This is a genomic window from Psychromonas sp. psych-6C06 (genome assembly GCF_002835465.1).
Classification (GTDB): Bacteria; Pseudomonadota; Gammaproteobacteria; order Enterobacterales; family Psychromonadaceae; genus Psychromonas.
The window spans coordinates 632622-657968 of the sequence record NZ_PIZM01000001.1 but is presented as its reverse complement, the minus strand read 5'-3'; the positions used below and the strand labels follow the sequence as shown (position 1 = coordinate 657968).

The 25347-nt window shown below is 39.0% G+C and carries 20 protein-coding genes; 2 read left to right on the top strand and 18 right to left on the bottom strand.

Translation table 11 applies throughout. The annotated features are described in order from the left end of the window. The first annotated feature begins 7 nt into the window (after positions 1 to 7). Positions 8 to 616 carry a DUF2057 domain-containing protein gene (locus CW745_RS02905; protein ID WP_193755521.1) on the top strand — a complete coding sequence of 203 codons (609 nt, stop codon included), beginning with the start codon at positions 8 to 10 and terminating at the stop codon, positions 614 to 616. A 45-nt stretch (positions 617 to 661) separates the two neighbouring features. Here CW745_RS02905 and CW745_RS02900 read toward each other — a convergent pair whose 3' ends face one another. From CW745_RS02900 to rimK, 16 genes are all read right to left on the bottom strand, one after another. Further along, entirely contained in the window at positions 662 to 889 is a 228-nt protein-coding gene (locus tag CW745_RS02900; RefSeq protein WP_101107004.1) for a glutaredoxin family protein, read from the bottom strand. 11 nt (positions 890 to 900) lie between these two features. After that, the gene (locus tag CW745_RS02895) at positions 901 to 1386 is read right to left on the bottom strand and encodes a peptidylprolyl isomerase (RefSeq protein ID WP_101107003.1); all 486 of its coding nucleotides are present in this window, start codon (positions 1384 to 1386) and stop codon (positions 901 to 903) included. A 24-nt stretch (positions 1387 to 1410) separates the two neighbouring features. Further along, on the bottom strand, positions 1411 to 2574 hold the full coding sequence (locus CW745_RS02890) for a glycosyl hydrolase family 18 protein (protein WP_101107002.1): 1164 nt from the start codon (positions 2572 to 2574) through the stop codon (positions 1411 to 1413). A gap of 86 nt (positions 2575 to 2660) precedes the next feature. Further along, positions 2661 to 3530 carry a hypothetical protein gene (locus CW745_RS02885; RefSeq protein WP_101107001.1) on the bottom strand — a complete coding sequence of 290 codons (870 nt, stop codon included), beginning with the start codon at positions 3528 to 3530 and terminating at the stop codon, positions 2661 to 2663. Between the two features lie 22 nt (positions 3531 to 3552). Then, complete coding sequence (locus tag CW745_RS02880; RefSeq protein WP_101107000.1) at positions 3553 to 4794, bottom strand: hypothetical protein; 1242 nt, start codon at positions 4792 to 4794, stop codon at positions 3553 to 3555. Then, positions 4794 to 5417 (bottom strand): hypothetical protein, encoded by a 624-nt coding sequence (locus CW745_RS02875; RefSeq protein ID WP_101106999.1) that lies wholly within the window; start codon positions 5415 to 5417, stop codon positions 4794 to 4796. The genes CW745_RS02880 and CW745_RS02875 overlap by 1 nt, the downstream gene beginning before the upstream one ends. Continuing rightward, positions 5410 to 9102 (bottom strand): ATP-binding protein, encoded by a 3693-nt coding sequence (locus CW745_RS02870; RefSeq protein ID WP_101106998.1) that lies wholly within the window; start codon positions 9100 to 9102, stop codon positions 5410 to 5412. Before CW745_RS02870 ends, CW745_RS02875 begins: the two co-directional genes overlap by 8 nt. A gap of 193 nt (positions 9103 to 9295) precedes the next feature. Next, positions 9296 to 10201 carry an ROK family protein gene (locus CW745_RS02865; protein WP_101106997.1) on the bottom strand — a complete coding sequence of 302 codons (906 nt, stop codon included), beginning with the start codon at positions 10199 to 10201 and terminating at the stop codon, positions 9296 to 9298. A 370-nt stretch (positions 10202 to 10571) separates the two neighbouring features. Continuing rightward, entirely contained in the window at positions 10572 to 13673 is a 3102-nt protein-coding gene (locus CW745_RS02860) for a multidrug efflux RND transporter permease subunit (protein ID WP_101106996.1), read from the bottom strand. Then, positions 13673 to 14740, bottom strand: a complete 1068-nt coding sequence (locus CW745_RS02855) for an efflux RND transporter periplasmic adaptor subunit (RefSeq protein ID WP_274521221.1) — start codon at positions 14738 to 14740, stop codon at positions 13673 to 13675. The genes CW745_RS02860 and CW745_RS02855 overlap by 1 nt, the downstream gene beginning before the upstream one ends. Positions 14741 to 14996: 256 nt before the next feature. Next, the gene (locus CW745_RS02850; RefSeq protein ID WP_101106995.1) at positions 14997 to 16190 is read right to left on the bottom strand and encodes an acetate kinase; all 1194 of its coding nucleotides are present in this window, start codon (positions 16188 to 16190) and stop codon (positions 14997 to 14999) included. Between the two features lie 204 nt (positions 16191 to 16394). Further along, positions 16395 to 16943, bottom strand: coding sequence for a DUF1415 domain-containing protein (locus tag CW745_RS02845; protein ID WP_101106994.1), 549 nt, complete (start codon positions 16941 to 16943; stop codon positions 16395 to 16397). Positions 16944 to 17060: 117 nt separating this feature from the next. Beyond that, the gene (locus CW745_RS02840; protein WP_101106993.1) at positions 17061 to 18590 is read right to left on the bottom strand and encodes a diguanylate cyclase; all 1530 of its coding nucleotides are present in this window, start codon (positions 18588 to 18590) and stop codon (positions 17061 to 17063) included. Between the two features lie 536 nt (positions 18591 to 19126). Further along, positions 19127 to 19573, bottom strand: coding sequence for a RimK/LysX family protein (locus CW745_RS02835; protein WP_101106992.1), 447 nt, complete (start codon positions 19571 to 19573; stop codon positions 19127 to 19129). Between the two features lies 1 nt (position 19574). After that, on the bottom strand, positions 19575 to 20621 hold the full coding sequence (locus CW745_RS02830; protein ID WP_101106991.1) for a succinylglutamate desuccinylase/aspartoacylase family protein: 1047 nt from the start codon (positions 20619 to 20621) through the stop codon (positions 19575 to 19577). A gap of 3 nt (positions 20622 to 20624) precedes the next feature. After that, the gene (gene rimK, locus CW745_RS02825) at positions 20625 to 21530 is read right to left on the bottom strand and encodes a 30S ribosomal protein S6--L-glutamate ligase (RefSeq protein WP_101106990.1); all 906 of its coding nucleotides are present in this window, start codon (positions 21528 to 21530) and stop codon (positions 20625 to 20627) included. Positions 21531 to 21665: 135 nt separating this feature from the next. Between rimK and CW745_RS02820 the strand changes: the two genes are divergently transcribed. Next, entirely contained in the window at positions 21666 to 22514 is an 849-nt protein-coding gene (locus CW745_RS02820) for a LysR family transcriptional regulator (RefSeq protein ID WP_101106989.1), read from the top strand. A 69-nt stretch (positions 22515 to 22583) separates the two neighbouring features. Here CW745_RS02820 and CW745_RS02815 read toward each other — a convergent pair whose 3' ends face one another. After that, positions 22584 to 23927, bottom strand: a complete 1344-nt coding sequence (locus CW745_RS02815; protein ID WP_101106988.1) for a magnesium transporter — start codon at positions 23925 to 23927, stop codon at positions 22584 to 22586. 605 nt (positions 23928 to 24532) lie between these two features. Beyond that, positions 24533 to 25177: a cupin domain-containing protein gene (locus CW745_RS02810; RefSeq protein WP_101106987.1), complete on the bottom strand. Its 645-nt coding sequence runs from the start codon at positions 25175 to 25177 to the stop codon at positions 24533 to 24535. Positions 25178 to 25347: the final 170 nt, after the last annotated feature.

Here is a 25347-nt window from a genome sequence, read left to right as displayed (position 1 = left end):
AAATATTATGAAAAAAATAACAGCCATTTTGGCCTTAGTACTCGTACAAAACAGCTACGCATTACAACTCGAAGGCATTAACGGTGTTGATATTTTAGCGGTGAACGGAAAAAAAGTTAACAGCAGTTTATTTTCAACAAGTCAAAGTGAACTAGATCCAGGTAAACATCAAATTGTTGTACGTTATTCAACCCAAACAAATGATGACCAATTACTTGAAAGTCGCCCCGCAATTTTTACCATCGACCTGCAACAAGATACTAAAATTTCAGTGTCAGGTATGAACAATAAACAACAAATTAAACGTGCTATGAAAAAGGGAATCACTTGGCAAGTCATTAGCGATGATAATCAATACCCGATTGAAGATAGTGATACTTTGGTCGGTAAAGGTTTTATGCCTTATAGCGATATTGAAGGTTTAGTTGCACAATATAATCAAAGTAACAACATCACGTTGAAAACGGTTGAAGCAACGACAGTCGCTACAATAGCCGAAGAAAGTAAAAGTAACGCTAACATAGCCGGTGAAGCTCTTATTCAGCTTTATGAAAAAGCATCTATTGAAGATAAAAAAGCGTTTCGTTTATGGTTAGTTGAACAAGATATGAAATAATGTCCTAAAAGAGCGCTAACTGTGATTAAACAGTTAGCGTTTTTATCAATCTTGATAAAGTTTATTAAACTTAGCGATTGAGAAGCCGTTGAGATAGTTCTCACCGACTCTGATTATTGGTACTGCTCTAAATCCCGTTTTAGCAAACTCTTTCTGCCCTGCTGGGCTTTTAATGTTTACCAAACGAAACTTAATATTTTTTGACTCAAAGTATTGCTTTGCACTGTCACAATGTGGGCATTGACTCATCGAAAATAGGGTCACTTTTTTCATCGCAACAAACCTTAATGATCGTGACCACAGCCACCAGCAGCATGAACATGCCCATGTGAGATCTCTTCAGCGGTTCCTTCACGTACATTCACTACTTGAATGGTAAAGGTCAATGTTTTACCTGCAAATGGATGGTTTAAATCGCAATCGGCATTAAATTTACCAAGCTTAACAATCGTCACTTCTTGACGACCTTGATTAGACTCAACTAATGCGGTTGCACCAACTTGTAATTTTCCTGCAACTTGTAAATGTTTGATAGGAATACGTTGAATGCTACCTTCTCGTGGGTAACCGTAACTTTGCTCAGGTGTTAATGTAACTTCCAATTTTTCACCCGCACCTTTGCCTTCGAGCGCTTCTTCTAATGCCGGAAAAATACCACCATGCCCATGCAAATAAACCAAGGGTTTATCATCAAAACTTGACTCAATCTCTTTTCCTGCTTCACTTAAAATGTAATGAAATTGAACCGCACTGTCTTTAGTAATTAACATATTCTTCTCTTGTATTGTTCGTTATTAGCTATTAACTGTATCATATTTAGTATGTAATTCCGCGATCGTTTTAAAAACTTCAATGCTAGTTTTATAACCCATTCCATGCGCAGGTAAGTAATCTTGCTCATCTTTTGCTTCTTGATCATAAGCCCAAAAACTCGCCCCATCGTTAACACGTCCATATTGACAAATATAATGATAAATCGTCTTAAGCCTAGTCAAAGTATGAGAGTAACGAGGGAATGCCTCTTGTCCGATGTGAGAGCCATGCATAATAACAAAGCCCTCTTGCCCACTTAGTTGTGTAAGCTCCTGAGACAATGCGCGGTGGCTTTCGTAGCAAAGTATTCGACCTAATAAATTTGCACTGCCCATGTTGTAAGCTTGATAAATAACGATATCAACCATATTACCAATATAGTCATAATCAGGATTGCTACTTAGTTTTAAAAACACCTCGACCATTTTTCCTGATGACGGAAAGTTAAAGATACTTAACGCACTACTCAAGGCATCAGCGGGATCATCATTAATATCGCCAACATATAAAGCCTGTTGTTGCTCATCAATATCGATCAATGCTTGTAAACGTTCATCGATTTTCGAGATGAACGCGGTATCTTGCTGTGCCTCGGTTAGTACACCAACACCGGTTGGCGCACAGCTTAGTAAATAATGAATGCCCATTTGTTTTCCAAGCAAATCGAGTGCTTCACGTGCATCAGTAATAATATCTTGATAGGTTTCGATTTGTGCTTGAGTTTCTGTCATTCCACCTGCAGGTTCATAATCAAGATCTAAGCCATCTAATCCCAGATCAGTCATTAGTAATGCTAAAGATTTAAAGTCTGCATCGATAAACTCACCGCCAATTTCACCACCCGCCGATAACAAAACTTTGCGTCCATCAAGATTTTTTTTACAGTGTTCGATTGCTTGCTTTAAGTGTTGCAGTGAGGCAACCTCTTGCAGGGCTTTACCCTCCCCTTCAAAAAAATAGTCACAGATAGGCGCCGTTAAGTCACCATTATACTGTTTACTAGGGTCAACAAAGGAGAGAATGACCACATTCACAGATCTATCAACATTGGCTAAACGAGACATTTCAGGTTGTAACCATTGCTGATTTTCATGCCACATGGGGAAATAAGCGGTAACGGGACGGTGTTTGAAATTAACAGACATTATTTACTCACAGAAAAGTTTAAAGAGGCACTTTAAAACAAAAATTCAATATATTAAATAGATGTAAATCATAGATATAGTGGGATTTAAGCAAATAGCGGATAAATTTTCAATTTGAGATAGTGCGCAACCATGTGCTCTTGTTTTAAGGTTTTCTGGCTCTGTTTCATCGCGTCAAACAACCTATTTAATGGCGGACTCATTAATAGATTGTTATTAAGATAACTGATCGCGTTTTGCTGTTTAAACCACTGTTGTTCTTCACCTTGCAAGCTGACTTTAAGCTCGCACTCATCGCCAATACTGAGGAACTGTGAAGCACCTGATGTCATTGCAATTTGTAAACCGCTTGGATCTAAATCGCTAAAACAGATCAGTTGATGGGTTTCTTTAAAGGCTTTAAAAAACTGATAGGCGCGACTGGTTTGCTGTTGTGCTTTGATATCACCACGATATAACCACAACGCATTTTTTAAACAATCAGGAATCGCTAATCTGGATAGATTAGCCATGACGATGAGATTCTCAACTAGTATAATTTGTGGGTGTTGAATGGTTTTTATCTCATCAGCACACACATATTGACCCAATGTAGTGAGCGAATTGAGTGCTATCTCCTGGTTATTAATGCGCAGTGAATTAAGGCTATTAACCAGTACAAAAGCTTCCGTCACATTTAAAGCATGTTGTTTCTCATTGCGTTGCCAAGTCGCTGCAACGATACGTGACTGAGCTTGAGGATAATGATCGCGAAACAGATGTATGCCATTGTGCTCTAGCGCAACCATCTCAATCAGGTGTTGCTTGTCTTTTGCAGTAAAATAGAAACGGCCATTATCGATATAACCCACGTTATAATCATCAGCTAGCTTTTTTAGGGAAGGCGTCGATTTTAATTGCCCAAAGGGCAAATCACGCAGGTGTTTTTGACAATACTCAAACAGCTTTTTATTCATCTTTGCCCCCTAATACTCTTCCCTATCGCAATAACACCACAACATCACTATAGGTATAGTTGTCGGTCGTCCCAGAGACTAACGCGCCCTTTGGTTTTATATCAATCGCATCCTGTTGATCATTGGTCAATTTACAATAACTACTAAACACCAGTTCCACCCAATCGGTAGGCTCAATTAATTGTTCTTCATTTATCCAACTTTTAAGAGCATTCTCCCAAAACTGCAGCGCAGAGATAGGCATGCCATGCTTAATAACCTGCTCAAACAGGTGCTCAGTTTGCTCCTCAAAATAATCATGGTCGATAACAAATTCTTGTAACGCTGTGACGTCTAAATCACTTACTTCACGCTCAACAATGCGTGAGCTCTGTGCAGGTTTGCGCAAGGCTTGAACCAGCGCCACAAGTGGTGTTTCAATTTCACTATTACGCGTATCGACATAACTTTTTAGTGGCATGGGCGGTGCAAACTTTAAAGCTTGCGGTAACTGTTCATCTTCGAACAATGAATCACTGATCTCAAATTCAGGATGCTGGTGCAGATAACGCGCCATATTACGTAATAAGCTGGCCTGCTTTTCATCTCTTCGCAGTCTAAATAAGCTTAAGCGCATATTATCGATGATAAAGCGCAACCTTGGCAGGGTTTGATTAAACCAATAAACAAAACCACTTATTTTACGTGCAAAGTCACTGGGACAAGCCCAATCTGCCCACTCATAACAGGTCTCAGGATCGACCTGTTGTAATTCGGTTAATAATTTTTGCGCATAGGCCAAGGCACGTTCATTTTCGCGTACCTTAGCGCTCAGTGTGCTGACAAAACCAAACTGACTTGAGATAGCATGATGCATATTCTCAAGGCTAACATTCAAGTTATCCTTGGCTTCATAAAGCAGATCATCAAGCTGATCTAAATAATACTCTGCATCGTCCTGCTGATTACTCTGCACCGATAAACGGTAATCTTTAACCATATCATCAAGGGTATCGATCACCTTTCCCATATCACTGAGTTGCCGATAACTGCTTTGTTTACGCATTAAGCGATTGAGCATCCGTTTTAGCTCTGCGGTAATGCGATAATCTCCCAACTCATCATCGGGTCGTAACAAACCACTTTTATGCAAACTGGCAATTTTACGCGACTCACTTTGTAACTCGGTCACCGTGCCATAGACGTAAGCATCGGCAAGCAGTTGATCATGAGCACCAATTTGACGCAGTAAATCGGCCACATCAGAAGCGTTATAGGCAGCCATTAAAAGAGTAACTCCTCTTGGGTTTGCACAATAGTTTCCGGTAACTCTACCCGTTCAGAATCATTTAAAAACTCAATTAATAGATAGATTAAATCAAAACGCGCGGTTGCATAATAACGGCTACTACCACTATTTTTACGCACGAAATAGCCCATCTCTTCTAACTTTTGAAAAATAGTCACTAACTGTTCGCGTGAGGCTAATTTATTAGTTTTAAAAGGTTTAATGGTGGTTAAGCGATGCAGTTGCTCACGTAAGGTTTGATCATGTTCAAAGGGGTCAAACAGGCTGTTAATATTGACCATCGATTTAGCACGTAATGGCAGATCCGTTTGCGTTGCCGTTAATAGTAGCTCTAAAAACTCCACTAACGGACGAAATGATGATCGGACTTCTAAAAACAGTTGTGTTAACTCGTGGCTGTTTTCCTGCTCCACCTGTTGAAAGGTTGCATAATATGCGTCAGCACTGTCAAGGTAGGTTAAATTTCTGTCTAAGTTAGCTAAAAAGTCTTCCACCCGTTCGCGGTTTTCAGTTCCGTTTAGGTATTCAAACTGCTCAGCAAAGGCGGTTTCACAGATGATTTCACCAGTTAATAACTTTTGTACGGTTTGCTTAAACATGGCTAGCCTCCGCTTGTTGATTCTGCTGCTGTTTTAAACGAAGCGCAAGGAGTTCATCGATACGTGACTGGGGTATCTGCGCATGGAAAATTTTATTGTCTTTAATTTTATAATGGCGCTTATAAAGCGAAAGAATATGGCGATCCGTTGATGGTGATGCACTCAACATGCTGATGTGGTTATCGGAAAACATCTTCAATAACAGATCAACATTTTCAGCTGCTAACTCACCCAATTCATCAACCGGTAAAATGATATTTGAAGGCGATTCAGTTTGCCCGCGTAACATGCCCAAAATGCCGGCAAAAAGCGATAGCATCGCAAGGTATGAAAGCCCCGTAGAGCTAATCTTTTTCAGCTGTCGAGCATTACGCGCATATTTAAGCTGCCCTTTTTCACTAATTGAAAATTCAATATCAAATAAGTTATGGTGCGCTAATACAAAACCATCACTCGGCAAATAGCTAGAAAGCTTCTGCATTGCATAAACAAGATCATCGGGTATATCCCCCATCCCTTCTCGTAAATCATCACGATATTGCTCAAACAATTTAGCAAACTGTTGTAATGGTCCCCAATATTCTAGCTCTTCTTGCTTCATCACTGTGTAAACATTGATATCGGCAAGCGCTTCAAAGTGCGCCAAAGAGGTCACGTTTTTAGAGAGCTGTTTACCGATACTTTTAATACGACGACCAAAGTTCTCAATATGTTGATAAAACTCGTTGATCATATTGGCATTGACGGTCACCAGTTGATAAGTATTCTTCTGTTTTTGCTCTGCGCTACTGAGTAGATCGCTAATAGGATCGCGATATTTAAACAGACTGCGCGCACCTTGATAAGTATCATTATCTGCCACCAATTTTTGCCAGTTTTCAAACAGTTCACTGCTAGCATGGTTCTTTTTAAAGGTTTCATTAAAGCGTTGTAACTGACCCGTTAAACGTTTTTCTACTACTTCAAACTGCTTCAACCAATCAAAACAGAAACTCACCGTTAAATCAGCTTCATTATTAGGCTCTGTCACACATTCAACCGCACTAATACCCGCCTTTTCACACAGTTGTTTACTATCGTTAAGCTGCGTTAGTAGCTCACTATTAGCACGAAGTTGTGTGTTTAATCTTTTCAGCGTTTTTTGATTTTCACGGATCGCATTGCCCTTTTCAGACTGTAAATCCTCTAAGCTATTTTCAAAACCACGCTTTTCAATTTCACGGTTTTGATTCACTTCAACCAACTTGTCACGATGAATGTATCGTTCATTCATAAACTGTGAATATTCACGCGCTTTGCGTGCCCAAACCGCACATTCATCTAAACCTTTTTCCAGTTCGATACGTTGTTTAGTACGTTTATCAACCTCACCATCAGGGTCAAGTTCACTGAGTGCACTGCTATGTTGCTTTTTATAATCACGAAGACGTTCTGCTGCGCTACTTTCGATTTTTTGTAATTGGCTATCTAATTCATCAAGTTGACTATCACGATCAGATTCAACCACCATACGTTGCTCAAGCATTACGTTATGAAGTGCTAAACGTTCATCCTGTTGTTGCTCTTGAAAAGCCTCGATTTTTAGACGATTTTCTTTTTGCTCTGCCTGCAGCTGTTTAAGTTGCACTTCACAGCTTTGTTGATGTGCTTTAATGGCCCGTGTTTTTTTATCACCAAGATGTTGTTGCTGTGTTTTTAATTGCTCAAGTTTTAACTCGTTTTGTTGGCCACTTTGCTTTGCCTCAGCAATTGTAACCTGCAACGATTGGATCTGTTTATTACACTCTTTAAGTTGTAGCTCGAATGCGCTGATACTGTCACTAATCTGTACCGCTTTATCATCTAATAATGATGCTTTTTCTCGCAGTTGATCTTCACTTAACTGCAGATCGCTCTCTTGTAGCTGTAACAGATCAAGCTGCAAGCCATATATTGTGTCCGATGCACCACACCATTTAGGTGAAAGATCAGCACGACTTAGTTGCTCTGTCGATAACAAACGGCCGATGTTGTCTTTCCATGCACTAGCCTCAGGTTCATTCGCTAAAAAATGCTGCAGCGAGCCCTCTTTGGGAATGAGTTGACATTCGATTTCATGGCGCTGTGCTTTTATGGTCTCTAAATGACGCCCTTGTTGTTTGTGTTTCTCAAGTAATTGCAACCGTTGTGTTTCAAGTACGCTTAGTTGATGATTAAACTGATTTTGCTGCGCGAGGACTAAAGACTGTGACTCATGGGTTTGCCCAAGTTGTAATTGATTCTCTTCAATCGCCGTGAGTAGATCGCTATCAAGCGTCGGATTATTTTGTTGCTGTTGACACTGTTTGACCTCGTTCTCAAGTGCTTGCTTGCGCATATTGAGCTTCAAATTGGTTGCATTAAGTTGCTCGTTCAGTGTAGCGAGTTGTGCTTGCTGCGTTTCTGATATTACTGCTAACTGCACAGAAGCAGCTTCTTTGGCAGTAAACCGTTGCTCTTTATTAGCGGTCATATCGACCATTTTTTGTTGCTTAACTTGATTGATTAGCTTTTCAAATTTATTTTGAATTTTACTTAGGTTACCTTCGAAGGCTGCGATGATCTCATTAACTTCGTTGAGCTCATGCTGAATACGTGGTGCTTGGTCAGCTTGAAGTTGAAAACTAGCAGCATCATTATCTTCATAATTCAATTTGTCTTCATCAAGCAGGTCAATTCGGCTTTGATCCGCTTCAATTTTCGCCGTTAGCTCACTAATATCTTTTCTAAAAGCGTAGGAAGACAGTTTTAACTCTGCTTCTAATATATCCAACTCAGTAATGGTTTTGTCTTTCTCGGCCTGTTGATTTTGCTGTTTTAACTGTAGTTGTTCTTGATGTTTCAGCATCTCAAAATGTAGGTGTTGCAACTTGTTTAACAGGCTATCTAAGCTACTAAAATCAGTTTGCCAAAGGGCAATTTTATCGGCTACTTTTTGAATCGCACGGCTGGCTTGAATATCAGCAAGCCAATGACTGATATCCTCTTTGTTTAAGCTAATTTTCTCTTTTTCTTCAATATCATGTCGGGCAAGATGATCACTGGCGATTTCCACCAGCATCCGTTTTACCGCTTCAAAATCGAGGTTTTTTTCAATCGTGCCATTAACTACTTTATCAATATGCGGTGACGCACTATCTGTAAAAGAGAAACGATTTTGTAATTCACGCACATCTTTTATTTTACGTCCACTACGTAACTTTTGAATCACTTGGCGATATTTATCAACGCCGAGAAAACTAGAACAAAAAGCTCCAGCACTACGGTAATTTCGTTCAATTTCATTAATGGTTAAGCGTTGCTTGTCACGGATAAACAGGCTGCTATCGTAAGCGGCATCAACCAATTTATAATGGACTGCACGGCCATCACTACTAGCGAGTACCATACAAGTTTGTCCATAGGGACGTTGGTACTCATAAACCAGTAAACTGGTATCGCGAGGTAAATAATAATCAGCAAAGTTTTTCGCTTGATCAACCTTACTGACGATATCACTTGGGCGCATACCATAAAACAGAGGCAACAAGCGCATTAAAGACGTTTTACCCGCACCATTGGTGCCTTCAAGTTGAGTATGGCCTGTTAAATCAAGTTCATTAACCTGCTTTTTCCAAAAGCTATCGATAAGAATAATACGCAGTAATTGATAGGCTTGCTGAGCCATAGGAAGATCCTTTATGAACAATTTATAAACAAAAGCGAGAAAAAACAGTTAGCGGGCTAATTTATAAGGATTGTATGGCTTTGTCGACCTATTTAAGAGAATTAAGCACGCTATTTTGTAGGATGTTATTACGATCAAAAAAGGCGATAAACATTACCTGTCCATCGCCTTTTGAATTGAATTATTTTAGTCTTTATTTTTTATAGTTAAGCAGTGCTGCACCACGTACGCCGCCTTCGCCACCAAATTTAGCAGTAACGACAATTGGTAATTTTACATCATTTAACAGGTGTGCCGGTAAACGTTTTGTAAATTCATCAACTAGGATTTCAAACTTAGATAAACCACCACCAAATACAATAGCATCAGCATCAAGTACCATCATTGCTGTCGCGACACCAGCGGAAAGGATATCAAAATATACATCAACTACTTTTTGAGCCGTTTTGTCGCCAGCACGGAATTTCTCTAAAATTTGAGGTCCTTTCAATGGTTTTTTAGCATAGTGCTTGTATAGGTTACCAAGTCCAGTGCCAGATACATAGGTCTCTAAGCACATTTGACGACCACAACCACAAGTTAAATCCGGAAGCTCAGGATGTTTCTTTAACACAGTCGCAGGTAATGGGTAATGTCCAATTTCGCCGGCAAATGAGTTTTGACCCGTTAATATTTCACCATTAACAAAAATAGCACCACCAACACCCGTACCTAGCGTAACGCCTAATACTGTTGTACAACCATCTGCACTGCCACCAAAACACTCTGATAATAAGAAACAGTTTGCATCATTTTCGAGCTTAATATCACGATCTAATGAAACTGAAAGATCATGAATTAAAGGACGCCCTTTGATAGCCGGTACATTTGCACAATTTAGGGTCATATCTTCTGGATTAATCGCACCAGGAAAACCTAAACCTACTTGCCCTTTTACCCCAAACTTAGTATCTGCTTGGCGAACCATATCACTGATAGTGGTAATAAAAGAGGCGTAATCTAGCGGGGTTGGTGTCTGATCTTCAAACAAGCAATTTAATTCTTGGTCATAAACAGCAAACGCAATTTTGGTACCACCCACATCAAATCCATACAACATAACTATTCCTTTTTATTACAGAGACTTATTTAAAATTTTTGCAATTTTACACTGACTAGCCCCTGACATGTAGGATCTAAATCAAATGCGCGATGATAAAATGATTGATTTGTTACAATCATTTTCTGCTAATTAATAAATTTGAGCAGGAATATATCACAAAGTTTATGCTTCAGCGTTTTATCGCCACGATTTATTGTTTGTTTGTATAATTAATCAACAACAAGCGTGAACATGGAAGATACTGTATCTAATTTAGGTTTAATAAATAAATTTATTGAAATAAAGATAGGGTCAGGATTAAGACCCTATCTTTTAATAGTCAATTGGACTGATGGTTTTCTATTTATGTACTATTTCTATTTATGTACTATCTCTCTTTAGCACCTTTTTCTAATTCAGCGGATAACATCGCCTCAACATAACCCGGAGAGTGGGTATGTCCGGAAATAAGACGGTACATTGCCGGAATTACAAATAAAGTAACAAAGCTCGCAAACGCCATACCAAAAAAGATAACCGTTCCCACTGCAATTCGACTTTCAGCACCTGCACCCGATGACAACAATAACGGAATTGCGCCAGCTAGTGTCGTAAATGCCGTCATTAATATGGGACGTAATCGGCGCGCAGAGGCATTAATGATTGCCTGTTCAAGTTCAAGCCCTTGATCTCGCAGCTGATTAGCAAACTCAACGATTAAGATACCATTTTTGGTCACCATGCCAATTAACATGATCATGCCTATCTGGCTGTAGATATTTAACCCTTGTTGCATGAAGTATAAACCTATAAAACCACCAAAAACGCCCATCGGCACGGTAAACATGACTACCAGCGGATTAATGAAACTCTCAAATTGAGCGGCTAATACTAAATATGCGACTAATAGCGCAAGGCCAAAGACTATCAACACACTGCTACTGTTCTCTTTATACTCCTTTGATTCACCCGAATAGGAGATTGAGATATCATCTGGCAATGTTTCAATTGCCAGTTTATCTAAATAATCTAAGACTTCTCCTAAGGTGTAACCTTCGCCAATGTTGCCAGCAAGTGTGATCGACTTTTGCTTATTATAGTGAGATAGCTTACTTGCCGAAGCAACCTCTTCAACCTCAGTGATTGTATCTAAAGTGATCAGGGCTCCTTTGTTACTACGCATGTAAATTTGGCTTAAATCGGCTGCGTTATTGAAGCTATTTTCGTCTCCACGCAGATAAACATCGTACTCTTCGCCACGATCTATATAACTGGTTTCTGTTCGTCCGCCAAGCATGACCTCCAGTGTGGTTGAAATATCATCCACGCTTATTCCTAAATCAGCAGCCAGTTGTTTATTCATGGTCACCACCAGCTCAGGTGTTTTCTCTGAGTAATCAATATCGCCAGCAGTCAATACCCCCGCTTCTTCGGCTTTAGCTTTAAGCACTTCAGCCCATTGGTTGAGCTCGGGATACTCTGATCCCCCCAATACAAATTGTACAGGATCACTTGATCCTCCCCTAAAGCCCGGCAACATACCGCGAACGCGCACATCAGGAATGTCTTTTAACGCTGCATTAATCATCGCTAATGCTTGGTTGGCATTGACCGTTCTTGTTTCCCAATCTTCTAAGATCATGATAACAAAGCCAGTCTGATCGCCTGCATTACCGCCAAATGCAGGGGCTTGCGTGCTGAATGATTTGATAACTCCTTGACCTACTAAAGGCAATATTCGCGCTTCGACAATGTCCATATTCACATTCATACGATTATAACTTGTCCCTTCAGCCCCTTTAACAAATGCGAATATCACCCCTCTATCTTCCTGCGGTGCAAGTTGTGATGGAACCTGTTGCATTAAGAAAAAACTACCAACGATACAACCAAGTATTATAAAGGGGGCAATGAAGCGTTTTTTTACCGCTTGGCAAACCAGTTTTTTATAGCCTGATTCTAAACGAGAAAATAATGCTTCTACTTTTTTATTAAGCCGACTTTGTTGGGTCTTATTTTTTAAAAGCTTACTACCTAATACTGGCGTTAACGTCAGTGCAATCAACGATGAAAATATCACCGACATTGCTAATAACACAGAAAACTCGGTAAACAATAAACCGACCATACCTTCCATGAATGAGATCGGTAAAAATACCATAACCAACACCAACGTGGTGGCAACAACTGCAAAGCCAACCTCACGCGCGCCTTTGTAGGCAGCCATTAACGGAGGCTCTCCCCGCTCTAAATGGTGGAATATATTCTCCACCACCACTATCGCATCATCGACAACCAGCCCAATCGATAAAATCAGGGCCATTAAGGTGATTAAGTTTATAGAGAAACCAAAATATTGAGCTGCAATAAAGGAGGAGATAAGCGACACTGGTACGGTGATGGCAGGAATAATCGTTGCTCGAGCTTGTCCAATAAAGATATACAACACCAAAATCACAAGTGCCCCAGTAATAAAGAGAGTGTTGTAAACTTCTTTAATCGACTTTTCTATAAATACAGTAGAGTCATAATCAACATATAAAGAAGTCCCTTCAGGTAAAAAAGCTTGAATCTTTTCAACCTCTTCACGTACCTTTGATGCGACATCAAGCGGGTTAGCATCGGATTGTGGAATAATGCCTAAACTTAAATTAACCTCACCATTACTTTTAAACGAAGAGTTTTCATTCTCAGCGCCGATAGTGACCTGCGCAACATCCTTAAGATAGATAGGAGAACCATCATTACTTCGACGCACGACAAGGTAATCAAAATCATCAGGGGCATTATACAAACGCGCGGTTCTCACAGACATCACGGTCGTATCGTTACGCACTTCTCCCCCCGGACTTTCAACATTTTCTGCTTTTAATGCATTGGTAATATCAGTACTGGTGACTCCTCTTCCTGCCATAAGATCAGGAAACAATTTGACGTACATCACCTTATATAGGCCACCACTGATACTCACCGAGCTGACGCCGGTGATCAAGCTAAAGCGATCTTCTAATACGCGCTGCGCATAATCGGTAAGTTGCACCCTGTCCATCGAATTAGAGTTCAAATTAATATATAACGAGGGTTCACCAGTACCATTGTTCTTGGAAACAGTAGAATCATCGGCTTGATCAGGTAAGTTTCGTTTCGCTTTTTCAACCGCATCACGAATATCGCTGACACCTTCCGTCAGGTTCCAACCTAAATCAAAGGTTACTGTAATACGTGACATGCCATTTCGCGTCACCGATTTAATTTCATCAATTCCGCTAATACCGGTGATTTGATCTTCAATCACCGAGGTAACTTGGCTTTCCATAATGGCAGCTGCCGCACCATCGTAACGTGTCATTACTGTAACAACAGGGCTTTCGATGTCAGGCATTTCACGCACAGATAATTTTTCAAAGGAAACTAAACCAAATACACACAGTAACAAGCTCAGAACGATAGCAACAACCGGCCGTTTTACCGCCGTATCAGAAAGCCACATTATTTAGCCTCCTTTGTATCTAGCACACTCAGATCTTTAATCGTTAATCCGTCTGACATATTGACAAGCCCCTGCACCACAATACGCTCGCCAACCTCAATGCCTGACTCAATTAACACATTGTCTTTAATTCGTCCGCCAAGTATCACCTCTGTGCGTTGTACTTTATTGTCTGAGGTAACGCGATAAACAAACCGTTTAGTGCCTGCATATTCAATAGCTTGAACGGGGATGATAGGTTCGTTAATTGCAGCAAAGGCGATATTCGCTGACATCATCATGCCCGGTTTTAGGCGCCCCTCTTTATTGTCAAACTGAACACGAATTCGAAGATTTAAAGTATCCTCATTAATACGTGAATCAATCGCGACTATTTCGCCATTAAAAAGGCTATTTGGCCATGCTCGATTTGTTGCTGCCACTTGCATCCCTATTGAGAGTTGTGACAAATATTGCTCTGGTACTTGTAGGTCAAGCTGCATTATGGACAGATCATCAAGGGTCATCAATTCACTGCCAAGTGATACCATTTGACCTCGACTAAAGTCTATAAGACCAATGGTGCCAGCAAAAGGTGCTTTTACATAATGATCGTTCAATTCAGTTTGGCGTGCAGATAAACGCGCTTTGCCAATATCGACCTGTACCATTTGAGCATCAAGTGCTGATTGCGTTACTGTATTGCTCTTAACTAAGCGTTCGTGTTCGCTCAATTTCCGCTGCTCATCGACTAAAAAAGCCTTTGCTTCTAACAAGGTAGCTTGCGCTTTTTTATCATCAAGCTTAAACAACACTTGTCCCTCTTTTACCTGCTGGTTGGCATTTACGTTGATACTACTTACTTTACCCGTTACTTCAGTTGCGATACTCACATGCTGTACGGACTGAAGCTTGCCGATCAATGAAAGCTGTTGCGATACTTCATGATAATCTACTAACTCACTATAAATTGGTACCACAGTCGCCCCTTTACTCTGTGTATTCGGCCTGGCGACAGAGTTTAAGCTGATTAAAGTAGTGAAAATAATAATGGTTACAGTCAATATTGCAGGTCTATTCATTGTCATTGCGTGTTTCTTCTAATTGAATGATTTATAGGTTCGCAGAACGATTATGTGATGCTATAAGATATTAAATCAAAATGTTATGTCTAGAGTTTGTCGACAATGAATTGCTTTGTGACAATTTGTGTCAAGGTTCATTATTGACACACTTTGACATATGCGTGCTTAAATAAAAGGCAATAATATTCAGGCATTAAAAAGCCAGTATAAATACTGGCTTAAATCATTACTGATAGACATTAATGTAGCTTAAGAGCGACTAGTCAGTGGTCAATGCAAGGGTGTCATTAGCGATAACCCACTCTTCGTTCGTTGCAATAACCATAGCAGGGGTACTTTCAGGTGTAGTAATAATCCCCTCTTTACCAAAACGATTGGTTAAGTTTGCTTCAGTATCGATAGTCAAACCCAGTAAGCTTAAGCGATTTAACGTTAATTCACGTATTGGCGCAGAGTTTTCACCAATACCACCTGTAAACACAACAGCATCTAAACGCCCATCTAGTGCAGCAGTGTAACCAGCAATCGATTTTGCAAGACGGTAGCAGTAAAGCTCCATTGCACGTTTAGCAGCGTCATCTGTTAGGTAATTATCTTCAACATAGCGACAATCACTGGTCACTTCTGTCAGGCCTAATAAGCCAGATTCTTTTGTCAGCATGTTATCAATTTCAGCCATCGTGTAACCTAACTGATCATGAAGATGGAAGATAATAGCAGGATCGATATCACCACAACGCGTGCCCATTACCAGGCCTTCTAGCGGTGTCATACCCATCGATGTATCTACTGATTTACCATTTTTGATTGCACAAACACTACCACCATTGCCTAAGTGACAATTGATAATGTTTAATTCATCAATAGGTTTGTTAAGTCTTTTTGCAGCTTCAAGACTAATAAAGTAATGACTTGTTCCGTGCATACCATAGCGACGTACACCATGTTCTTTGTAAAGCTTGTAAGGTAGTGCGTAGAGGTAGGCTTCTTCTGTCATCGTTTGGTGGAAGGCAGTATCAAACACAGCAACATTTTGCAATGTTGGGAAAGCAAGCTGTGCAGCTTCGATACCTTCAATATGTGCTGGTGTATGCAAAGGTGCCAACGTGATCGTTTTTAAATCTCGCATAAATTCATCATCAATCACTGCCGATGAAGTAAATTTCTCTCCGCCATGAACAACACGATGTCCGATAGCGTGAATGTTATCTTTTAGTTCCGATTTACCCGCTAGAATTTCTTCTACAATATACGCAAGGGCTTCTTTATGTGCAGCTTTGCCTAGCTCAGCTTTTCCTTTTACACCTTCTAAATTCCATTTAATTGAAGCATTTTCTAAATGTAGACATTCAGCAAGGCCGGTTAATTTTTCATCGCCAGTAACAGTATCAATGATGGCAAATTTAAGTGAAGAACTACCGCAGTTAAGTACAAGGATTAGCTTATTGCTCATATCCAGATATCCTCTATATGAAAAAATAGTTTAAAAAAGCAAGATCATGAAAATCATCATCCAATTATGGAAACAGACTACACAGGAAGGAGATTGATCACAACATTTGAATTAAAAAATCATACAATTTATATATTTTTAAGTTAGATCACGTTTTTATATCGATATTTAAGTACTCGTATTTGATGTAAAACAAAAATACAACTACTTTTTTAGAAAACAACGAGCAAGTAGATCGGCAAAAAATGGATTGCCTTTCTTATTAGCAAAAGCGATATTTCGATCAGGTATCGCATCAACATCAGGGTGATTGTTGATTGCTAACTCCATACTTTCTTCACGAATAATATGCAATGTAGGATACGGTGAGCGATTTGTATAGTTTGAAGGCTCACTTTGCACTTCTCCAGCAAAACAGTAATCTGGATGAAAATTGGCTAATTGATAAACACCTTCATAATTTTCCATCTCTAATAGATCATTGGCAAGCTCCACTAAATCGAGAAAATCATAGAAGCCTTCCAATCCGACAGGCATAATCAATAAGGTAGTCTCTATTTCAGGATGCTTATCTAATTTTTGGCATTGCACCATCAAGTCACTCAGCAACAATGCCTTATCGGTGTGCTTGCTAACCGCATAATGAATCGTACCACTTTCAACTTCTTTACGTGCAAAGGGACAAATATTATATTTTACAATCACATCTTTTACCCAACATTGGGTGTGTAATATTATTTCATCGTTGTTCATTTTTATTCCGATTATCTTTTTAAAGCAATTCCATACTTAACTTTTTTAGAAAGGTTAGGAGCAATTTCAACTGATTTAAATGCAAACCATCAAGCTTTGCTTTCCATTTAACGGCTTCTAATCTGCTGTTGAGAATGAATAGCCATTTTTACCTTTATTTTTAACGTCATACATCGCCTTATCAGCTAACTTAACGAGGTTTTCAGGCGTTGTTGCATGATCAGGATATAGTGTAATTCCCACACTAGCACTGATTTCTATCTCAACATCATCAATAAAATATGGCTCATTTAAAGCAAACAACACCTTGTTAGCTACTTTTTCAACACATCGTTTTGTCTTGAAATTAGTTAAAATGATCCAAAATTCATCGCCACCAACCCGCGCAACGGTGTCAACCTCACGTACCGTATCACAAAGACGTTTGGCCGTTTCTTGTAATACCGTATCACCAGCTTCATGGCCTAATGAATCATTAACGGCCTTAAAGCCATCCAAATCAACAAACATCATTGCAGTTTTAGATTTATCACGTTTTGCAATAGCTAGAGCTTTGGTTAATCTATCCGTCGCTAAACGCCTTGTTGGCAATCCAGTTAATGCATCATGGTTTGCTAAATAAGTTATTCGTGCCTTAGCATCTTTGAGTTCAGTAATATCTTCTTTTACCGCCACATAGTGACTAATGGTGCCATTTCGTTGCTTAACCGGTGCAATGGACGCTATCTCCCAAAACAGATCTCCATTCTTTTTACGATTATGAAATTCACCCCGCCAGGTTTTTCCTTCTGAAAGTTGTTGCCACAACTCTTCATACTGTTCCTGTTCGGTTTCTTTAGATCTTAAAATACGAGGGTTTTTACCGATGACTTCATTTTCTTGATAACCGGTTTTTTCGCTAAAAGCAGGGTTTACATATTCAATATTGCCAGCAGTATTAGTAATAACAACCGAAGAAGCGGATTGATTAACTGCAAGTGAGATATTACGAAGCTCAGACTCTAGGGCCGCATAGGTTAAAAGGATCAAGGTAATGGATGTCCCCCCAATAACAAATATACTGCTTAAGAAGACCAAGGTAGAGGCTAAACTAGGATCCATAAAGGGTTGCTGATTTGCATAAAACAAAGCGTTTCCACCGCGAATGGCATGCGCTAAGCCAAACACTACAAAGACCAATCCGGTAGCAAAACCAGCGTTACGCCATGGCGCTGTTTTATCTCTTAATAAGGCATAGATAACATTAGTGCTGACAATTACAAAGGCAAATGAAATGATCACCACACGCGCATTTAAATCTTGTTCGATGTAGTTGTAATAATAAAAACCTACCATGGAAGCAAGGGGTAAGAATATATCTAAACGTATTAATGGTTTATGACCACAAAATATTCGTACTCCCCTTGCTATCAATATAAAACCCAAAACATATAATGTATTCGCAAGTACTAACGTTATAATATCTGACAGAGTACCACGCGCAGAAATGAATAAACTTGCGATGGCAACAAAAGACATACCGATTGCCCAGAAGCCGGCACCATTTTGTCGAGTTTGTGCTCGCCAGACTGCTACTAAGGCGATTGCTGAACCAATGGAAATTAGTGAGGTAACGAGCAGCAATGTACGTGTATCTAAGATTAACATCTATAATCCATTTATTATTTTTAGAATATTGATTTGCATTATTGGCCAAAGAGCCATCAACTCATGCTGTAAGAAATAAAAAATCACACTTACATCATAAATAAGTAGTGGTCATCTCGGTTAGTATAGTGCACTAGATTATTTCTTTTTCAATCTGTAATTAGATTTAACTTGATATGGATTACGATGAAGCTTTAAATGCGTTGAAGTGAGTGTTTTTAACTGTTCATTTTACTAATAGGTGGTAAATATGCCGGTGAAGTGCGCTTCAATGACTAGCTTTCAAGTTTATTTTACAACAAACGTTGGCCTTTAAATTCAACACAACATGCTCTTACTCTATTTGACTACGTCAAACAGTACGCAATACAAAACGAAACTTGCTTAGAATGACTAAGCGACATTCCGCCTGCCTTGCTCAAAACACCTCGTGTTGAACAAAATTAAAACGGCAAAGAGCAACACCCCCTAAGCAACACGCCGCCCACTTCGATTAAAACCCCTTGTGCTTAACAAAGTTTAAATTGCAAGAAGCATTAGGACTCATACTCCATCGATGCCAGAAATACCTGCGAGGCATCGACTAATAGTCTATCGCCAATCGCTTCTCGTCCGAATAACATCAGATAATTCATATCAGCACGATCCGTTAAGGTTATCTCGATGGGCCAAGTTTCGTCGCCAAGCACCATCGGAGTTTTAATAACATAGCGTTGTTCGGCAGCACCATTTGATGATTTAATATTTCTAATATCACTAATAACCGCTTTGCATGAAATCAAACGCGATACATTATGAATATCTGGATGAATATCAAACTTAACGCTTGGTTTACCTTTATGTAAATATTTAACAATATTATCTACATGTAACGATGAAGTTTTAGCACCTGTATCCACCCTGACTTCTAATTCACTGATGCCTAATTCAGGTAATGCAATCGACTCTAATCTGCCAATAATTTTTTTATCGTTAGGTTTCATATTATAAATCTCTCAACATATTTGGATCTGAATATTGATCTTCGGGTATTAATGACTCTTGTACATTTTCAATATGCTCAGCAATGCTTTCATCATCTTCTTTAAAGTAAGCGATATGAAACATCGCTTCGCCCTCTTGCACTAAAGGAATATTTTGCTTACCAATTAAAATACCAGAACGACTCGCGGTAACAATACCTAAAACTTCCCCATAGGGACTACCAATTTCCGCTAAGGTATCCCCCTTCGTGACTTGGTCACCCAATTTGACTAGGTGATTAACCACCCCACTCGCATTCGCACGCAACCAGCCACTACTATTCGCAATATAGGGCTCTTTCAATTTTTTCTTGGAACGTTTTTGTGGCATCATTTTCAAATGTCGCAATACATTTTCAATGCCTTTAATACCCGCATTAATAGAAAAATCATCAAAACGTAATGCTTCACCGGCTTCATACAGCAATACCTTGGTCTTATTTTTAACCGCGGACTCACGTAATGAACCATCTAATAAATTAGAGTGCAAAATAACTGGCACAGCAAATACCTGCGCCAACAATTTAGTTTCTTCATCGTTCATATCTCCTCTAATTTGAGGCAAATTAGAGCGATGAATAGCACCAGTATGTAAATCAATGCCATAGTCACAGTGCTGTACAATTTGCGTTAAAAAAATATGTGCAACACGCGCAGCTAATGAACCTTTGGGCGATCCAGGAAAACATCTATTGAGGTCGCGTCTATCAGGCATGTATCGGCTCTGATTAACAACACCATAAACATTTACCATAGGCACAGCAATTACTGTTCCTCTAATCACTTTAAAGTTAGGTTTATTAATTAACCGACGAATTATTTCAATTCCATTAAGTTCATCCCCATGGACGGCTGCACTTATAAAAATGGTAGGGCCGTCCTTTTTTGCACGAATGATATGTACAGGTAAAGAAACATTTGCATCGGTATATAGTTTCGCTACAGGCAACTCAATTTTTCTTTGAGTGCCCGGTAAAATATCAAAATCACCTATACGTAATGCTTTCATCGTTTATCCTTTACCTCGAGTTTTGTTATGGTGGTCTTTAGCATTTTTTTCAATAAAATCGAACACTAAGGCAGCCACATCTTTACCTGTTGCCTTTTCAATACCTTCTAGACCAGGAGATGAGTTTACTTCCATGACCATTGGCCCATTTTGAGAGCGCAGTAAATCAACACCACAGATATTCAAGCCCATCACTTTAGCTGCATTAACAGCAGTTTGGCGTTCTTCTTTGCTTAACTTAACAACTTCAGCTGAGCCACCGCGGTGAAGATTAGAACGAAACTCACCTTCAGCACCTTGGCGTTTCATCGCGGCCACTACTTTACCACCAATGACTAAACAACGAATATCTGCACCACCCGCTTCTTTAATAAACTCTTGCACTAATATATTAGCTTTAAGGCCCATGAACGCTTCGATAATGCTTTCTGCAGCTTTAGCTGTATCTGCGAGTACTACCCCTATCCCTTGCGTCCCCTCAAGCAACTTGATCACAACCGGTGCACCACCCACATTTTTGATCAAATCTTTAATATTATCAGGCTTACAAGCAAATCCAGTACGTGGCATACCAATCCCTTTGCGCGAAAGTAGTTGCATCGAACGTAATTTGTCACGAGAGCGACTAATTGCAACTGATTCATTAACATTAAATGTCCCCATCATTTCGAATTGTCGCGCAACCGCTGTTCCATAAAATGTAACAGAAGCACCAATACGGGGAATAATCGCATCGTATTTTGGTAACTCTTCACCATGATAGCGCACCGTAGGACGGCTACTCGTAATGTCCATGTAACAGTGTAATGTATCGATAATATCTACTTCATGGCCCATTGCTTCGCCCGCTTCTTTTAGGCGTCGCGTCGAGTACAGATTTTTGTTTCTTGATAAAATAGCTACTTTCATTTGATTTACCTTTTCTTTAATGAGTACTTATGTTTTGTATTTATCAATAGAGTGTATAAACAAAAACCAATATAATAAAATTAATTATTTAGTGTTTTGTAATCAATTTTTTTGATTAAAGGACGATAGAAGAATATGAAAATAGATCTATTAAAAACGTTTCTAGAAGTAAGTCGTACCCTGCACTTTCGCATTGCCTCGGAAAATCTGTTTATTACTCAGTCAGCTGTAAGCGCACGTATAAAGTTATTAGAAGATGAGCTTGGAGTATTACTTTTTGATCGCACCAAAAAACATTTAAAATTGACACCTGAAGGGCACCGCTTAATCAAACATGCTAATGAGCTTATTTTCATGTGGCAGAAAACTAAGCAAGATGTTGGCATTACATCACAACACTCAACACAGCTAGTTATTGGTTCAATGAGTACTATATGGGATATTGTGTTACAAAATTGGTTACAAAAGATTCATCGAAATTATGAAGATATTAGCTTATTAACAAACACTTACAGCCCAACTGAATTGCGAAAAAAACTGTTAAATCGAGTCATTGATATTGCTTTTATGTTTGAGCCAATTTTTTCAGAGCAACTATTAACTGAAAAAGTAACCAGCGTCCCCTTACACTTAGTAACAACTGATCCTGAACAAGCAACCAACCTTGACGATATTAGCGATTTTGTATTCGTAGATTATGGAGATTCGGTAAATGCGCAGTATCTGAGAGAGTTTGATGATGCTCCTGAAGCGAGGCATTATATGAGCCAGCCAATGCTAGCACTTAACTTTATTCTTAACGTAGGAGGCGCGGCTTATCTACCACGACAGATCTGTTTCAGCCACATACAAAATAATAACCTTTATTTAGTACAAGATGCGCCAATATTTAGTCGTGAAATTTTCGTAAATTATTTAGCGAAGAGTCAAAAAGTAGATGTTATCGAACAAACGATTAACCTGTTTCCACAGATTGAGGTTTAAATTCGAATGACTGACTTGAAAAAAGAAACAAAGCACCTGATAAAGATGCTTTGATTGAAGGGAGCTGATTTATAGTAGTAGCACACTGCCTAAACCTAAAAATACAATAAAGCCAAAAATATCAGTTACTGTAGTTAATACCACGGAGCCTGATAATGCAGGGTCTATTTTAAACTTGGTTAAAATCCATGGCACCCAAACACCAGATAGTGATGCAATGACAATGTTACCCAATATCGCAATAAAAATGGTCACCGATAATAAGAAGGTATCAAACCATAGATAGGTGATTAACCCTATAACAACAGCCCATAGCACACCATTGATAGCACCTACTTTTAACTCTTTAATAACAATATCTTTTTTATTTGCGTCGGTTATTTGCCCAAGTGCTAAACCGCGAATAATTAAAGTTATCGTCTGGCTACCCGATATCCCTCCCATCGATGCTACTACCGGCATTAATACTGCAAGTGCAACAACCTGTTGAATGGTTGCTTCAAACAAACCGATAAACCAAGATGCTAAAAATGCAGTCACTAAATTAATGCCTAACCAGACAGCACGGTTTTTAGAACTTAACCAAACATTACTAAATAGATCTTCCTCTTCAACTAAACCTGCCGATTGAATTAATTGGCTTTCTACTACCTGCTCTTTGTATTTGTAAGCTGTTGGTAAGTCCAAACGTCCTGTTAAACAGTTATTTTCATCAATAACTGGTAATGCAGACTTTGCAGATGCAATCACTTTTTCACAAGCCACATTAATATTATCGGTACTATTAATAACCTCAGCTGACGGGGTGATTAATGCTCTGTACTCCTCATCAGAGGTTAATTTTAATAGGCTATTTAGCGCAATTTCGCCTACTAAAGCACCGACATCATTAACAACATAAACCACATCGGTAAATGCAGGTAAACTTTTCGCACAGACTTTTTTTACCGCTGAGAGCTTTAAACGCTGAGGAATTTGGATTTCAGTAAAATTTTGCCAGTGACCAACTTCAATAAGCGCATAGTCGCATGACTTTTTATATAAACTGCGTTGTTTTGCGGTCATATTACTAACAGCAAAATCAATAAAGCGATCATTTAGATTTTCAGATAATTCTAAAAGATTAAATGCGTCTAATTTAGTAAATAGCGGAAAACAATCAACATCATCTAATGCATAAAGTAATAACTGGCGTGACTCATTTTTCATCGCAATAAACACATTTTGTTGTGTTTCTTCGCCAATTAGCTTCCATACCAAGATTCTTAATTTAATCGGGAATGATTCTAACAAGTTTGAAATTTGTTCCGCAGAGAACCCTTGTTCAATTTCCTTCATTAACTCTGTTAGATCTTGTTCTTTCTCAAAGTGAATGTTTATTTTGTCAATGTAATCGAGAATTTCTAACGACATTGGCGTTCCTTTTTCCATGAAATGATAAATAAAGCAGAGAGTTATTCCCTTGTTAGCGCAACAAACTGATGCTTAAAAATATACAACCTTTATACTCTGGCTAGCGTGTAAACTGAATTTACGCCAATCTCATTATGTATGTGATCTCTTTTTTTTGCACAGGAAAACTTACTTAATAAAGTGCAATGTAAAAAATATTATTCTTACGAAATTATCAACAAAGAAGTTAATGGCTTTACCTGTGAAATAGAGTAGTAGTTTATATCGTTTACAATTACTACCCAATACTGTGAACAAACATCGTTCCAAACTGGAGGGAGCGTTGAAAAAAATAAGTAAGTTAGCGTCGCAATGCAAACTATCACTTTCATTTAACAAAAGCTATGTTCAACACCTTAAAAACAATTCGTTTTACGGTTAATTGTTTCAATATGCCAATCAAATTAAGTCTGCGATCTAAATTCCCCATAAAAATGGCTTAGCTAAAGGCAAAAATTTACGTAACTGATTGCTTCTATGTCAAAAACTCAACGAAGTGATCAGTCATTGTAACCAGTAAAATAGATCTGCTATTCGCTTCCTTCGATATTACTGTTGAATGTACATCACAAGTGGCCGACTTTAACTAATATCAGTGTTTCTTGTTCAACATAGGGAGTATGCTCACTAAGGTGTGGGCTTCTGATCCAACTGCCTTCAGGGTATCGACCATGTTCATCAATAAACTCCCCACTGATTACAAAGATCTCTTCACCACCAAAATGACGATGCCCCTGAAAACGTTCACCAGCCGGCCATTTTACTAATGCTGTCGACTCCCCTTCAAATTGATGTAATGGCATCACTTGCAAGCCACCAATACCTGGTTGCCATGCCCTGCTTTGAGTTTCAATCGTCACATGCGCGTTATCGCCAGTTTGAAACTGATGTAACTTCACTAAGATCGTACAACCTTCACGACTAAATGGAGCATGAATAAAGCCCTTTGGGTTTCTAAAATAGGTCCCTGCGTGATAATCCCCAGTATGGTCAGAGAAAACACCGGATAACACCAGAATCTCTTCGCCAAGTGGATGATCATGCTCACTAAACTCTGCTCCAGGTTCAAATTTAACAATACTTGTAGCATGTCCCTGCTCAGCCTCTTGTCGCGCCAAAGGTTTGCGCCATACGCCTTTTTTAGGACTAGCAATCCATTTTTGTTTAGCGGTATCGATAACCACCCTTTCTGCAAAATTCATGTTTAACATGCTCGGTTTGCCTCCAATTTGTCGTAAATGTGCCCTTTAAAGCAGATAATACCCTCTATTGAAGTAAATAGATCACCGATAATCAAATCTAAAGGCTATCAATTTAAATGTATCTATGACTTCGCATCAGTTAAAATAGCCGAAACCAACAAAAACAACTCATTGAAGCT

Coding starts and splice junctions, on each gene's coding strand:
- CW745_RS02865 (WP_101106997.1), bottom strand. CDS start 10,201: ATGTTGTATGGATTTGATGTGGGTGGTACCAAAATTGCGTTTGCTGTT.
- CW745_RS02905 (WP_193755521.1), top strand. CDS start 8: ATGAAAAAAATAACAGCCATTTTGGCCTTAGTACTCGTACAAAACAGC.
- CW745_RS02890 (WP_101107002.1), bottom strand. CDS start 2,574: ATGTCTGTTAATTTCAAACACCGTCCCGTTACCGCTTATTTCCCCATG.
- CW745_RS02840 (WP_101106993.1), bottom strand. CDS start 18,590: ATGTTAATCTTAGATACACGTACATTGCTGCTCGTTACCTCACTAATT.
- CW745_RS02830 (WP_101106991.1), bottom strand. CDS start 20,621: ATGAAAGCATTACGTATAGGTGATTTTGATATTTTACCGGGCACTCAA.
- CW745_RS02835 (WP_101106992.1), bottom strand. CDS start 19,573: ATGAAACCTAACGATAAAAAAATTATTGGCAGATTAGAGTCGATTGCA.
- CW745_RS02885 (WP_101107001.1), bottom strand. CDS start 3,530: ATGAATAAAAAGCTGTTTGAGTATTGTCAAAAACACCTGCGTGATTTG.
- CW745_RS02900 (WP_101107004.1), bottom strand. CDS start 889: ATGAAAAAAGTGACCCTATTTTCGATGAGTCAATGCCCACATTGTGAC.
- CW745_RS02810 (WP_101106987.1), bottom strand. CDS start 25,177: ATGTTAAACATGAATTTTGCAGAAAGGGTGGTTATCGATACCGCTAAA.
- CW745_RS02870 (WP_101106998.1), bottom strand. CDS start 9,102: ATGGCTCAGCAAGCCTATCAATTACTGCGTATTATTCTTATCGATAGC.
- CW745_RS02850 (WP_101106995.1), bottom strand. CDS start 16,190: ATGAGCAATAAGCTAATCCTTGTACTTAACTGCGGTAGTTCTTCACTT.
- rimK (WP_101106990.1), bottom strand. CDS start 21,530: ATGAAAGTAGCTATTTTATCAAGAAACAAAAATCTGTACTCGACGCGA.
- CW745_RS02860 (WP_101106996.1), bottom strand. CDS start 13,673: ATGTGGCTTTCTGATACGGCGGTAAAACGGCCGGTTGTTGCTATCGTT.
- CW745_RS02875 (WP_101106999.1), bottom strand. CDS start 5,417: ATGTTTAAGCAAACCGTACAAAAGTTATTAACTGGTGAAATCATCTGT.
- CW745_RS02895 (WP_101107003.1), bottom strand. CDS start 1,386: ATGTTAATTACTAAAGACAGTGCGGTTCAATTTCATTACATTTTAAGT.
- CW745_RS02845 (WP_101106994.1), bottom strand. CDS start 16,943: ATGAACAACGATGAAATAATATTACACACCCAATGTTGGGTAAAAGAT.
- CW745_RS02820 (WP_101106989.1), top strand. CDS start 21,666: ATGAAAATAGATCTATTAAAAACGTTTCTAGAAGTAAGTCGTACCCTG.
- CW745_RS02815 (WP_101106988.1), bottom strand. CDS start 23,927: ATGTCGTTAGAAATTCTCGATTACATTGACAAAATAAACATTCACTTT.
- CW745_RS02880 (WP_101107000.1), bottom strand. CDS start 4,794: ATGGCTGCCTATAACGCTTCTGATGTGGCCGATTTACTGCGTCAAATT.
- CW745_RS02855 (WP_274521221.1), bottom strand. CDS start 14,740: ATGACAATGAATAGACCTGCAATATTGACTGTAACCATTATTATTTTC.